Below are 13,592 nucleotides of genomic sequence, written 5' to 3'. Positions count from 1 at the left end.
ACGGATAAAAAATGGGAAGAACCTGTAAAAGCCCTTCCCATTTTTTACCTTTTTAAAGACATATACTTTGTGATCAACCTCGATTAATACGCCCATTTAAGATACATGGCCCCCCAGGTAAATCCTCCGCCAAAGGCACAAAGTACCAAGTTATCTCCTTTTTTCAATTTGTCTTCCCACTCCCACAGGCAAAGCGGAATGGTAGCCCCAGTGGTATTGCCATATTTTTGAATATTGACCGTGACCCGTTCCATAGGTACTTCTACCCGGTTTGCCGTAGCCTCTATAATTCTCAAGTTTGCTTGATGAGGCACCAAATACGTAATATCATCCCCACTTAGCTGATTGCGCTCCATAATTTCTTTGGCTACTTCCGACATATTGGTGACCGCATGTTTGTATACGGCCCGGCCATCCTGGTAGAAATACTGTTCGCCTTGTTCTAAGTTGGAGTGATTCAAAGGATAAGCAGAGCCTCCGGCTTTTACTCTCAACAGGTTTTTGCCTTTTCCATCGGTTTTTAAAAGGGCATCCACGATGCCGAAAGGTTCTTCGGTGGGTTCTAACAATACAGCTGCTGCTCCATCGCCAAACAAGATACACGTTGTCCGGTCTTGGTAATTAATGACCGACGAGTTTTTATCCGCCCCGATGATGACCACTTTTTTATAATTGCCCGAACGGACAAAGTTCGCACCGGTTTCCAAGGCATATATAAATCCGGAACAAGCTGCAGCCATATCAAAGCTCATGGCATTGCCCGCTCCTACTTCTTCACAAACGATATTCGCAGTAGACACATAAGCCATATCCGGAGTGGCCGTAGCACAAATAATCAAGTCAATTGTATCCGGAGCGATTCCCCTTTTCTCACACAACTGCTGTACCGCTGCACTAGCCATCACAGATGTTCCTTGGCCCTCCCCTTTTAAGATCCTCCGCTCTTTGATCCCCGTCCGGCTTGTTATCCACTCATCATTGGTATCTACCAGTTTTTCCAAATCTGCATTTGAAAGTACATCTTCGGGCACATACCCCGCTACTGCAGTGATAGCAGCATTGATTTGTCTCATTGGTTACTTTAAATTAGTTATTTAATCCAACAACAGATTGCTGATACCCTTTTCCACATTCATCCGGATACCGCTTTGGTAATATTGCGATTATTAGCATGAAATTTCAGATTTTCACAATTACTTGATAATCAACAAAATCTGAGTTATTTTCATCTTATTTTTAACAAAATTGGCACAAATCTAATTTCTTTTGCCTTATTCCACAGCACTTTTTCAGTATAAATTTTCAAGTTTGAGGAAATCCTCTTAACAAAACCCTCGCTTTTTATCCCTTCTTAACATTCAATACATCAATCCTTTTCTCCCTGACTATTCGCCGGTTTATCACTATTACAAAATATTCAAAATCAAGCATATTTACATTGATTCTCCTTTTTATTTTACTTCTTTTCCATACAGATGAGTACAAAAGTTTTGCCGCCCCCTTTACTTACATAAAACAAGGCAATGCCCCCAACAAAATCCCAAATGCCCAATTAAATATTTCTAAAAGGTTCATGGGAAAAGAAGATTATTGAATATTTTTATACGCCATTTAAAAAACATCCATTAAAAACGAATGAAAATGAAAGTGAAGTTTTGTACAAAGGATGCTCTAAAATCCTTAGTAATTCTTGCTATGCTTATGGGAGTCCAATTCAACGCCTTCTCCCAAACCACCTTTAAAGTCGCACCGGAAAGTAAAGTATCTATTGACGGAACCTCTACCATTCACGACTGGACAGCCAAAGTGAATAAAGCTGAGGGACAATTAACACTATCCAAAAAATTTGCAAAGAAAGGACCTAAAACAGGCGAATCTGTGGAGGCCGCTACGCTTACGTTGATTGTAAAAAGCATTGAAGGAAGAAATTCCACAATGAACAATAAAATTTACGAAGCCTTTAAAGAGAGCGAAAACCCTCATATCACGTACCAACAAACCGGGGCTGCGGCTATCTCGCAAGCAGACGAGGCTTCCGGTTCGTTCACGCTGGTCAGCAAAGGAAATCTGAGTATGGCCGGTGTCACGCATCCCATCGAAATTGAACTGAAAGGAAAAAAAATAGCCGGTAACAAATATCAGTTCACCGCCAGTAAGAAACTCAATATGACGGATTACAAGATGGAAACACCTTCTGCCATGTTTGGCCAGATCGTTACCGGTGAGGAAATAACGGTCAACTTTGATTTGATAGTGGCACCTCAATAAGAAACCCCAACACCCATCTTGTCAGTAAAAATTTAAGTTCAATCATTATCTAAGTAAAGTAACAAGCGAATGAATTTGAGAAGAATGAAATTAGCAGGTGCCTTCATCGGTGCATGGGCATTAAGTATGCCGTTTGCCAATGCACAGGAGGCATTTGACGAATCCTCTGCTTTTGAAACGTATGTAGACTCCATCCCCGGTACTGGAATCAGTTTTAAAATGGTGCCCATTCCCGGTGGGGAATTTATGATCGGTAGCCCGGAGGCAGAGGCTAACCGGAAAGAGGACGAAGGCCCGCAGAAAAAAGTAAAACTCGAGCCCTTCTGGATGCTGGAAGTAGAGGTTCCTTTTGAAATGTATGAGATTTTCAGAGATAAAACCAAAGACTTGATGTCAAATGGCGAAACCTATGTTTCCGAAAGCGGTGATCCTATTACCCGCCCCAGTCCTCCATACGAAGATCCGACTTTTGGCATGGGAAAATACGGGTATCCGGCTGCCAGTATGACCCAATATGCGGCTCTTTCTTTTTGTAAATGGCTGTCGAATCGCACGGGTAAATTTTACCGCTTACCTACCGAAGCCGAGTGGGAATATGCCTGTCGCGCGGGAAGTAATACAGCGTACTCTTACGGAGACGACCCGGAGCAATTAGAAGAATATGCTTGGTACTATGATAACGCTGACGATGCCTATCAAAAAGTAGCACAGAAGAAACCTAATGCTTGGGGGCTGTATGATATGCATGGCAATGTAGCAGAGTGGACGCTGGATCAATACGATGCTGAGTTTTACGCAAACTTAAAGAAAGAAATAAACGAAAACCCCTGGCGCTTGCCTACCAGCCTTCACCCCCGTACGGTAAAAGGCGGTTCGTATTATGACGATCCGGAAGATTTGAGAAGTGCAAAACGCACCGAGTCCAGCATGAGTTGGAAAAGAAGAGATCCGCAAATCCCTAAAAGTTTCTGGTGGAACACCGACTCTCCGTTTGTTGGCTTTCGCATCATTCGTCCCGCCAAAGACATGAGCAAAGAAGAGATTGCCAAATTCTGGTCAAGTGTATTAGATGAATAACAATACGATGAGAAAGAGAATGGGAACGGTTGGTATGATCCTCCGTATCCCGTTCTCTTTTTTTATTTATTTTGAAATAAGTTGAGTACAAAACTCAAAATACTCCCTTTACTAAGGGAAAACACCCCTTGAAAATCAAGTATACATAACTTTCTAATCTCTAGCTAAAAGTAAATATGAACAGAAGCGGAAAATTTAATGCCACACGAAGAAATTTTGTAAAAGGGTCTGCCGCTGCAGCAGGCGGAATGCTCTTGAGCCCCCTGGCCTTTCAAACAGGCTATGCCGGAGCCGTTGACGATACCATCAAAATCGCCTTGGTAGGTTGCGGTGGTCGCGGTACCGGAGCTACCGTACAAGCCCTCAAAACCAAACAAAATGTAAAGCTGGTCGCTATGGCCGATGCTTTTAAAGACCGCCTGGACAATTCCCTCAAGCACATTGGCAACCAAGAAGACGTTGACAAGTCCAAAATCAAAGTAAAAGGAGGAAATAAATATGTGGGTTTTGATGCGTATAAAAAAGCGATCGACCAGGCTGATGTTGTGATTTTGGCCACCCCTCCGGGCTTTCGCCCCATCCATTTTGAATACGCTATCGAAAAAGGCAAACATGTATTTATGGAAAAGCCGGTAGCCACCGATGCCACGGGAGTTCGCAAAATATTAGCAGCCGCCAAAAAAGCCAAAGAGAAAAAACTCAACGTCATTGTCGGCTTGCAGCGTCACTACCAAACCAGCTACCGGGAACTAATGAAGCGAATCCACGATGGGGCCATCGGGGATATTGTAGCGGCTCAAGCCTACTGGAACAGTGCCGGGGTATGGGTGAAAGAGCGCGAAGAAGGCCAAACCGAGATGGAATACCAAATGCGTAACTGGTATTATTTCAACTGGTTGTGCGGAGACCATATCGCAGAACAACATATTCACAATATTGACGTGGTGAACTGGGCAAAAAATGCCTACCCGGTAAGAGCTCAAGGAATGGGAGGCCGCGAAGTACGGACCGATAAAAAATTCGGAGAAATCTTTGATCACCATTTCGTGGAATTCGAATATGCGGACGGCACTGTATTGTCTAGCCAATGCCGCCATCAGAAAGGTTGTATGAACCGCGTTTCCGAATTTCTGCATGGCACCAAAGGACGGGCTACCACCCAAGGCCGCACCATGATTACCGACCTTCAAGGGAATAAAATTTGGAGCCATCGTGGCAAAAATGACCCGAACCCCTACCAACAAGAACACGATGAGTTGTTTGCAGCGGTAGCCAACGGAGACTATAAATATGCCGATGCGGAAAACGGAGCCATGAGTACCATGACTACGATTTTGGGTCGTATGGCTACTTACTCCGGGCAGATCATTGATATGGAAGAAGCCTTGAAATCCGAGCTGAGTATTATGCCGGAAAAATTCGCCTGGGATGCTACTCCACCCGTAGTGCCGGATGAAAATGGCTTTTACCCCATCCCTACACCTGGGGTTACCAAAGTATTATAACCTCCTAAAAAGTATACCTGATAAAAGACAGCTCATAAAAGCTGTCTTTTTTTCTATCATCCCTCTTCCCTCCGGCTCCTTTTCTCCGGAGGCCTTTGATTAAGTCCTCCCTTCTTGTTTCCTTTGCACACTGAGTACATGTTAGAAATTTCAGCGCTTTGTTCTACTTCCCTCACGAGAACATTAGCACTCCAAAGTCAGCTAGTGAAAGAGGAAGAAGAGCGGGTTGAAAAAAATCAAAAGAAGCTTATTTAGGTGGATACAATGGCACTTATTAAGCGTACAAACATGTGCAATAACCTTAATAGACGAACATGAATTACCTATCAGTCGAGAATTTATCCAAAAATTACGGAGATAAAGCTTTATTTGAACAAATCGGCTTTGGCTTGGAACAAGGCCAGAAAGTGGCTTTGGTTGCCAAAAACGGCTCCGGAAAATCCACCCTGCTCCGTATCCTGGCAGAACGTGAAATGGCCGATGGCGGGGAATTTGCCTTTAACAAAGATATTTCCGTAGGCTTTTTAGAACAAGATCCTCACTTTGAGAAAGGGCTCAGTGTGATCGAATATATTTTCCAGTCTGAAAACCCCTTGTTCCAAGCGATCAAAAATTATGAAAGAGCCTTGGAATTGCAACATACGCAAGCGGGAGACGAGGCTTTTGCCCAACTGGAAGAAGCCACACAGCAAATGGAAACCTTAAAGGCCTGGGACCTGGAGCTGAAAGTAAAACAGATCCTGACCACGTTTAATATTGATCAGTTGAACCGGCCGGTAGACCAACTTTCCGGAGGGCAACAAAAACGGGTGGCATTGAGCCGGGTGCTGATCGAAGAGCCGGATTTTCTCATCTTGGATGAGCCCACCAACCACTTGGATTTGGAAATGATCGAATGGTTGGAAAATTACCTGATTCGCAGCAAGATGACCTTACTTCTGGTCACACACGACCGCTATTTCCTCGACCGCATTTGCACGGAAATCCTGGAAATGGACGATACCGGCCTTTATCATCACAAAGGGAACTACGAATATTATTTGAAGAAACGGGCAGAACGCATCGAGATGAATTCCCGGGTTACAGAGAAAGCCCGGAACCTGATGCGCAAAGAGCTGGACTGGGTAAGACGGATGCCCAAAGCCCGGGGTACCAAAGCCAAATACCGGATGGATGCCTTTGAGGATTTAAAGACCAAAGCCAAAGGCAAACGCAAAGAAGAGGGGTTGCAACTGGATGTGCAGATGAAAAGAATGGGTGGCAAAATCCTGGAATTGAAACACCTTTCCAAAGCCTATGGAGAACTCAAAATCCTGGACGACTTCTCGTATGTATTTAAAAAGAAAGAGCGCATCGGTATTGTCGGGAAAAACGGAGTGGGAAAATCTACCTTTCTGAATATTCTTACGGAACAAGAAGCCTTTGATCAAGGGGAAATTGACAAAGGGGAAACCATTGCTTTTGGCTACTACTCTCAAAAAGGCCTGGAACTGACCGAAGACAAACGGGTCATCGATGTGGTAAAAGAAATTGCGGAAGTCATTCCGATGAGCAATGGAAAAAACTTTACAGCTTCACAGTTTTTACAAACCTTTCAGTTTCCTCCCGAGCAACAATACGCCTATGTTTCCACATTGAGCGGAGGGGAGAAAAGACGCCTGTACCTGTTGACAGTCTTGGTCAAAAACCCCAACTTTCTCATTTTGGATGAGCCAACCAACGACCTGGATTTAATGACATTGAATATCCTCGAAGATTTTTTGAGTGAATACCAAGGTTGTGTGATCATTGTGACGCACGACCGTTACTTCATGGACAAATTGGTAGATCATTTATTTGTATTTGAAGGGAAAGGAAAAATCCGTGATTTCAACGGTAAATATACGGAGTACCGTAATGAGCAACTCCGGATAGAAAAAGAAGAAAAGGCCAAAACCAAAGAAACCTCTGACACCGATAAAAAGAAAACACAAAAGCCCAGTACTTCCAAGAAGAAACTTTCTTACAAAGAACAGAAAGAATACGAAGCTCTTGAAATCGAAATAGAAAAGCTGGAAGAGGAAAAAGAAGCCGTCAATCAGCAATTAAGCAGCGGTACAATCACCGATCATGAAGAATTGCAAAAGCTCTCTGAAAAAGTAGGAGAATTGATGGATACTATTGAAGAAAAGACCCTGCGCTGGATGGAATTAGATGATTTGAAAAACTAATCCCCAAGATTTCCGGCATCAATCACCCGGATGGCAGCATATAAAGTCGCATCTATACTGCGGGGCATTTCTGTAGGAAAACCAGGGCTTGTGGTATACATATCACAAGCCTTGATAATTTTAAATACATTCATCGCCTTTTACAGCCAAAAGTTTAATGAATCCTATGGTTATAGCCTAACATTAGATAATAAGGAATAAGTGGTGTGGCTTTAAAATCTTGTCTGATTACCTTGCCAATATTGAGCGTTAAATCAGATTTTTTAAACGAATATCCTGTTTGTATTCCATACAGAAAGTGTCCTCCTGCAGCAGGCTCGTACCAACCGTCTTTTACCTCGCTCAAAATGTTTTGCTTAAAAGAATCAGAGTGCTTAAAGTGTGTAACTATAGCTTTGTCAAAACCAATTTCACCACCTACAAACCATTTCTCCCTGTAATATCCAAAAACACCTTTTATTTCACTTCCGAAATTTTGCAATCTGACCAAAGGGTTCTCAAATCTCCTGTAAATACCATTTAGAATAATACCCATTTTAAAATTTGAGCCGTTTATAAGTACTACTTGACCACCAATCTTTACTTTGAAATCATCCAATAGCTTTTCTCCGGATGGCATTGAAAAACGGGTGTTTAGTACCCAAGGTATTTTTGTGCTAGACCGATAAGTGTAACCCATATTGTATGACAAACTATAATCCCACCCTACACCAATGCTTAAAAGATGTTCAGCGTTTTCTGTAGCATTCCAATTGATCGTTTGTGCATTGATTGGGGAGATGTAAAAAGCCAGAGACAAACTAAAAATTAATACTTGTAAAGTTTTCATGGCAATTAGTTTAGCGCAATTAAATAATCAAGCACAACTGGATACACTGAATCCCATTTGAAGTAAATCATTTCATGGCCTGTATCATCAATTTGAACGATTTCATGATTTGGAAAAAATGCAGCTTCCTTCTCAGAAAATTCCAGTCCGTGAGACGCATTATTTTCGCCATATAGGAAAAGAACTTTCGTTGTATAATTACTGAGGTTGGTTGTGAAGTCAAATCCATCCTTTTCAGCGATCTTCGAAAGAGCATTTAAAACGACCGCTCCATTTCTCCAAAATGGTGATGGTCCCTCTATACCTTCATCATTGCCTTTAGCATAGGTATAGCTTGAAGCTATTCCTACTTTATAATCCAATCTTTCGTGATCGTTTTCCCGTCCGGTGAGAAATTGATCGTAATAGAGTATATCATTGGTTGCTTCTGCAAAAAGCTTAACTTTCCGACTGTTTTCACTATACTCATTCCATAATTTTTTATTGAGCCCTCCCGCTTCGGCCAATATGGCCCCATCTATCTGGTCAGGGTAGGAATTGATATATCCTGCAGCTAACATTGCCCCCCAGGAATGACCGAAAAGAAATACTTTTTGACTTGATGAACACTTATAATGTTCAATAACAGCGTTCAAATCATCCAACATCAGTTGAATAGAATAAATACCCTTATCATGTCTTCTCGAAAGCCCTGATCCACGTTGGTCATAAAAAACAATAAAGTACCCATCATCTGCCAACTGTTTGATACTTAGCGCATTTCTATAGTCCGCTCCTGGCCCCCCATGTAAAAATACTACCATTGGATTGGCAGGATTTCCATAAGTTTCAGCATGTAAAACGGTACCATTCACCGTGATGGATGGTAAATTGAAGTTTTCATCTACCGTTTCCGGTACTAAGTTGCCCGGTTTGTCAAGATAAAGTTCTTGTTCGCAAGCACTGAGCAATAAGCAAGTTGAGGCAATTGCTAATAAAATTTTTTTGCACATAATTTTTGATTTAAAATTTGTACAAAAATCAGTATGCTTCAATCGAAAATCGCCCTGAAATGAAGGGTGGAACACATTTAACCGCTCACAAGCTTACCAAGCAAAATATTATAAATCAACAAGTTATGAAAGATGAACCTTTGTGCATGAATCATGAAACTCATTCAATGAGCTTAATTTGAAGATTTTTTAAATACTCCGATGGAGATTGACCGGTGATATTCTTAAAATTTCTGTTGAAAGAGGTTTTTGAGTTGAAGCCGCATTCGTATGCAAGAGAAAGTAAAGTGTATTTCTGATTTTCGGCCTTGGCAACCTTTTCTTTAAATTCTTTAACTCTTAAATTATTGATATAATCAAAAAAGTTTTTTTGTTCTACCCTATTGATAACTTGAGAAAGTATGTTGGGGTGTACATTAAGTTGTTTAGCCACCATAGACAGGTTTAGCCCGGGCACAAGGTGCAATTTTTCTTGACTTATCAATTGTTCAAGTTTACTATGTATACTTTCTAATTGATCATCTGTAAGGAAAGATTTCTCGTATTTTGAGTTTTCGGCAGATACTTCGATCTCATCAAAAGGCTCTTCCAACTCAAAACCCGAAGGGTCCGTTGCAGGTAATGGATTGGTAAAAATACCAACTTGTTTAATTCCAAAATATCCAATGAACAACACATAGAGTACAACAAAAGAGAAGATATATTTATCAGGGGTGAAGAAAGCGATCACCCAAATGCAAAGTAACCCGATTACTAAATTGAAAAGCCATTGCAAATTAATTTTTTCAGTATAGGAAAAATTATCCCTAATGCTCTTTTTATGCATGTACAAAAAGCGAAGAGACAAAAAACAATATACAACACCTGAAAGAAGAGTGACCGTAAATATTGTAAAGGTAAGAATTTGATAAGATTCGCCTCCGTTTCGATAAACAAGAATTTTATCATCAAAACTTAGTAGTAAAAACGGTAGAATTGACAACAGGGCAAGGGCAAACGGAATAAAATGCAGTAACTTATGAGTGATTCTTGCAGGATGGGTGGTAAAAGCAGTGACGTAAAGGTAAAGAAACGGACTGTGTACTAAAGGCATCGGTATTTCAAGCCCCAAGAAATAAGGAAATTGTATATATTCTTGAGAAGAGATAATCCCAAACATTGTAAGGTGTAAGGTTATTACACAAAGCCAAATAAAAAGTATTTTATCGGCACTGCTTTTATTCCTTTTCGTTAAAAGCAAGATTGAAAGGAAAGCGCTTATAATAATTCCGGTTATATAGATCATTTAGTAAGGTTGTATACCACAAATTTATCCATCCGTTTTACTGGTCATTAATATTTACTTGAAAGACTCTAAAGTTAAGAAACTCATACCTCTTGAAATACAAAACCCTATTTTTATCAACAAACTACTTTCACTTGTTTTTTTACAGAGTATTTTATCTATTCCACTCTCCGGATTACCCATAACGGTAACATTCATATGCCCCCTAACAACTTTCTGCATTGTCTTCTTTGACCGGCTATTCATTTCTTGAACTTGTTCAACCTATACTTCCTGGGTGTCAATTTATCTTTGTTCAAGATTTTTAACCAAAAACGTTCAGAAATGAAAAGAATCACATTTGCCATACTTGTATTTACCTTGGCATTTACAGCTTGTAAATAACAAAAACCAACTTATGTCACACAACACATCGAAAACAAATTTAAACAGCCCGGATGGAAAAACGGCTTTGTTAATCATTGATATTCAAAACGACTACTTTCCAGGTGGAACCATGGAATTAGCAAAGGCCCATGAAACGGCAGAAAAAGCTGGTAAAATACTCTCCTACTCCCGAAAGGAAGGTATGCTTGTTATTCATATAGCCCTACAAGAAGGAACCTACCTTCTTCTTACCGAATACGTAAGGAGCGGAGATCCACAAAAGTGTAGCGCCTACTGGTCCGGAGAAAGTAATTACAAAAAATAATCCTAATAGCTTTAGGGAAACCGAATTGATGGACTATTTAAAGGAAAATAACATTTCAAATTTGGTAATAACCGGTATGATGACCGATGTTTGTGTGGCGGCCACAACCCGGGCAGCAATGGATTTGGGGTTTGAAAACACCATTATTTCAGACGCTGTCACAACAAGAAACCGAGAATTACATGGTAAATCCCTACCAGCAAATCGAGTTACGGAAACCTATTTGGCGGGTCTGAATGTATTGGGAGGTCTCTACTCTAAAGTTGAATCAACCGAAGATTTTTTGAAATAAAGTAGCATGACAGATTATACTTCTTTCCATAAAATATTTTAAAATATGTGGATTTTTCAAAAGATGAACTGGCAAAGTTCTGTTCATACTATAAGCCTGAAAAAGTAGAAAAGAATACGATTTTATTGAAAGAAGGTAAAATTTGTAATTTCGAAGGGTATGTTCTCGAAGGTTGTTTTAAAATTTTCTATAAAGATGAAGATGTTCGAGAACATATCCTATATTTCACAATCGAAGATCGGTGGGTTTTAGACATAGGCAGTTTCGTTCTAGGTACGCCCTCACAACTCAATATACAAGCCTTGGAAAATTCTGTAATTTTAACAATTGACAGAGCTACAAAAGAACGTTTGTATGTCGAGATGCCTAAAGTAGAAAAATTTTTCAGGATCGTGAACCAAAAATCATTGGCAGCAAATCAATTGCGAATGATAAGTATGCTTCACAAAAATGCAGACAAGAGATATCTGGATTTTTTAGAAAGGTATCCGACCTTGTCACAGTGAATTGCCCAACATCAAATTGCGGCCTATTTAGGAATAATCTCACGAATTTTTGAGCAACATCAGAAAAAAGTATTGAGAAACCAGAAATAAATAGAACTGAGACACTAGTAATTGAATAGGCGGATCCGCCAGTAACTGAGGAAGTACACCTCTGGATGGACTTATCCTTTTTGGAACGAAGAAAAGGACCATTACAAATCATTTGGCAGAGGGTGCTACGATAGAGCTGTTTTGATAATGCGAAGCATTTGAAATGCCAAATACCCATATAACCACCGTTGTGTGTAATTTGAGAAAAGATAAATTATTTATGAGCTATACTACAAGATTCGCTAATTTGACAGACAAAGAAAATTTGCTGGAACTTTACAAACGAGTTTCAAAAATAATCGGTGGAATTGCAAGAACTGAGAGTGAAATTACTGAAACATATATTATCAACAATCTAAAAAAATCAATTAATAATGGTATCTGTTTGGTTATTGACCAACCAAATGGTGACAAAATCATAGCAGAAATACATTGTTATAAATTACCTCCTAGTGTTTTCGACCATATTTTATCTGAATTGACCATTGTAGTTGACCCTGAATATCAAAATCAAGGGCTCGGGACATTACTTTTTAATTCCCTTTTAAAACATATTGAAAATAACAGGACTGATATTTTAAGGGTAGAGCTTATAGCTAGGGAAAGCAATGTAAAAGCAATAACATTTTATGAAAAACTAGGCTTCAAAATTGAAGGTCGATTTGAAAGAAGAATTGATAATAAAACTGAAAATTTTGAGGCTGATATCCCAATGGCTTGGTTTAATAAAAACTACACACCACAAAACATAACCGCAATGACGGCGGATTCTTTGTCGGCTGAATCCACCCGGATTTGCTAAAATCAATAACTTAAAACCCGTAACCGGCGCTTATATGAGACTGCCCTTGGTAATAAGATAAAAATGAAAAAGCATCTGCATTTTTATATGGTAGTCATTTTATGCGTTTCCTTTGTATGCTGTATAGAAAAGAAGAGAAATCACCGCATCAAAAATAGCATCAGCCAAAAAGCAAGTGAATTACCGGATGGCTTCACACCTATTAAAGAGGTAGATACCGTATTCACGCCGAATGCTCCATACAGAATTTCGCGAAAGATCAGGAGGCTTAGAGATGGCCATCTATTAATCACTGCGCTTTCCGATGTTATGCATTATGATGGGAAATCACTTTCGAAAATCTCAAAACCAGAAGGGCTTGAAAGTTTTGATGCTTTGGAGGATTCGAAAGGCAATATCTGGATTGCAAGTACCCATTACGGCGTTTTTCGTTATGATGGAAACTTTAACCTTAATTATAGTTATTAATGAGTAATCAAGAAGACATATTATTAAATTCGGACGAACTTCCTAAGGAGTTCAAACATGAGAGGTCCCGTATCATGTACATAGAAGATAAATCCGGTGGACTTGAAGGAGATGCAAGAATTGGAAGAGTGTATTTTTCCAAAACAGGCAAAACGATTTATTACAAAGGCAGAAGATTTCAGAGCTTAAAAGGCATGGGGTTTAAAGCCAATTATTTTGATCTTGATAATGGAGATCAATTCTGGATTTCAGGACCTAAAAAAGATCAAAATGATCGACTTTATGGAGGTCAATTGAACATAGAGATTGATGACGATATTCAAGAGGAATATTATAAACTAATAAATAAGGACTAAGAGCGGTCCTTTCTTTGAATACCCAAAGAATTTTTTGATCAACAACAGGATAAATGCTTGCATATACCTGGCCAAGGAGCAACCCTCATTGACAACCCTTATATTGAGAAACATCCAATTCGGAGAAATTCATTACCGAAATATTTTGCATGTATCGGTAAATAACCTCCCTCCCATACTCCTACCCATCAACCCGTAATAAAAATTTTCATTTTTCCCTT

At 39.8% G+C, this 13,592-nt stretch carries 15 protein-coding genes; 10 read left to right on the top strand and 5 right to left on the bottom strand.

What is annotated here, in order from left to right; translation table 11 throughout:
- Positions 1-83: 83 nt before the first annotated feature.
- Positions 84-1,073, bottom strand: a complete 990-nt coding sequence (locus AAG747_RS03930) for a beta-ketoacyl-ACP synthase III (RefSeq protein WP_346819827.1) — start codon at positions 1,071-1,073, stop codon at positions 84-86.
- Positions 1,074-1,641: 568 nt separating this feature from the next.
- Here AAG747_RS03930 and AAG747_RS03925 point away from each other — a divergent pair.
- The 4 genes from AAG747_RS03925 to AAG747_RS03910 all read left to right on the top strand — a co-directional run bounded on the left by AAG747_RS03925 (position 1,642) and on the right by AAG747_RS03910 (position 7,060).
- Positions 1,642-2,268, top strand: coding sequence for a YceI family protein (locus tag AAG747_RS03925; RefSeq protein WP_346819826.1), 627 nt, complete (start codon positions 1,642-1,644; stop codon positions 2,266-2,268).
- Positions 2,269-2,337: 69 nt separating this feature from the next.
- Positions 2,338-3,345 (top strand): formylglycine-generating enzyme family protein, encoded by a 1,008-nt coding sequence (locus tag AAG747_RS03920; RefSeq protein WP_346819825.1) that lies wholly within the window; start codon positions 2,338-2,340, stop codon positions 3,343-3,345.
- A gap of 176 nt (positions 3,346-3,521) precedes the next feature.
- Complete coding sequence (locus tag AAG747_RS03915) at positions 3,522-4,850, top strand: Gfo/Idh/MocA family oxidoreductase (protein ID WP_346819824.1); 1,329 nt, start codon at positions 3,522-3,524, stop codon at positions 4,848-4,850.
- Positions 4,851-5,164: 314 nt separating this feature from the next.
- A complete protein-coding gene (locus AAG747_RS03910; protein WP_346819823.1) occupies positions 5,165-7,060 on the top strand; it encodes an ABC-F family ATP-binding cassette domain-containing protein in 1,896 nt (631 codons plus the stop codon).
- Here the strand turns inward: AAG747_RS03910 and AAG747_RS03905 are convergent.
- The 4 genes from AAG747_RS03905 to AAG747_RS03890 all read right to left on the bottom strand — a co-directional run bounded on the left by AAG747_RS03905 (position 7,057) and on the right by AAG747_RS03890 (position 10,040).
- A complete protein-coding gene (locus AAG747_RS03905; RefSeq protein ID WP_346819822.1) occupies positions 7,057-7,194 on the bottom strand; it encodes a hypothetical protein in 138 nt (45 codons plus the stop codon). The two genes, AAG747_RS03910 and AAG747_RS03905, sit on opposite strands and share 4 nt — an antisense overlap.
- 20 nt (positions 7,195-7,214) lie before the next feature.
- Positions 7,215-7,889 (bottom strand): hypothetical protein, encoded by a 675-nt coding sequence (locus AAG747_RS03900; protein WP_346819821.1) that lies wholly within the window; start codon positions 7,887-7,889, stop codon positions 7,215-7,217.
- Positions 7,890-7,894: 5 nt separating this feature from the next.
- Positions 7,895-8,881 carry an alpha/beta fold hydrolase gene (locus tag AAG747_RS03895; protein ID WP_346819820.1) on the bottom strand — a complete coding sequence of 329 codons (987 nt, stop codon included), beginning with the start codon at positions 8,879-8,881 and terminating at the stop codon, positions 7,895-7,897.
- Between the two features lie 160 nt (positions 8,882-9,041).
- The gene (locus AAG747_RS03890; protein WP_346819819.1) at positions 9,042-10,040 is read right to left on the bottom strand and encodes a helix-turn-helix domain-containing protein; all 999 of its coding nucleotides are present in this window, start codon (positions 10,038-10,040) and stop codon (positions 9,042-9,044) included.
- Positions 10,041-10,563: 523 nt separating this feature from the next.
- Here AAG747_RS03890 and AAG747_RS03885 point away from each other — a divergent pair.
- The 6 genes from AAG747_RS03885 (at position 10,564) to AAG747_RS03860 (ending at position 13,371) form a co-directional block, all read left to right on the top strand.
- Positions 10,564-10,857 carry a cysteine hydrolase family protein gene (locus tag AAG747_RS03885; protein ID WP_346819818.1) on the top strand — a complete coding sequence of 98 codons (294 nt, stop codon included), beginning with the start codon at positions 10,564-10,566 and terminating at the stop codon, positions 10,855-10,857.
- Positions 10,805-11,149: an isochorismatase family protein gene (locus tag AAG747_RS03880; protein ID WP_346820183.1), complete on the top strand. Its 345-nt coding sequence runs from the start codon at positions 10,805-10,807 to the stop codon at positions 11,147-11,149. The genes AAG747_RS03885 and AAG747_RS03880 overlap by 53 nt, the downstream gene beginning before the upstream one ends.
- 47 nt (positions 11,150-11,196) lie before the next feature.
- Positions 11,197-11,655 (top strand): Crp/Fnr family transcriptional regulator, encoded by a 459-nt coding sequence (locus AAG747_RS03875; protein ID WP_346819817.1) that lies wholly within the window; start codon positions 11,197-11,199, stop codon positions 11,653-11,655.
- Positions 11,656-11,965: 310 nt separating this feature from the next.
- Positions 11,966-12,547: a GNAT family N-acetyltransferase gene (locus AAG747_RS03870; protein WP_346819816.1), complete on the top strand. Its 582-nt coding sequence runs from the start codon at positions 11,966-11,968 to the stop codon at positions 12,545-12,547.
- A gap of 63 nt (positions 12,548-12,610) precedes the next feature.
- A complete protein-coding gene (locus tag AAG747_RS03865; RefSeq protein WP_346819815.1) occupies positions 12,611-13,015 on the top strand; it encodes a hypothetical protein in 405 nt (134 codons plus the stop codon).
- Entirely contained in the window at positions 13,015-13,371 is a 357-nt protein-coding gene (locus AAG747_RS03860; RefSeq protein WP_346819814.1) for a hypothetical protein, read from the top strand. Before AAG747_RS03865 ends, AAG747_RS03860 begins: the two co-directional genes overlap by 1 nt.
- Positions 13,372-13,592: the final 221 nt, after the last annotated feature.

This window comes from Rapidithrix thailandica (assembly GCF_039710355.1).
GTDB lineage: Bacteria > Bacteroidota > Bacteroidia > Cytophagales > Flammeovirgaceae > Rapidithrix > Rapidithrix thailandica.
The sequence above is the reverse complement of the archived record's forward strand: the minus strand, read 5'-3'. Positions and strand labels throughout refer to the sequence as shown.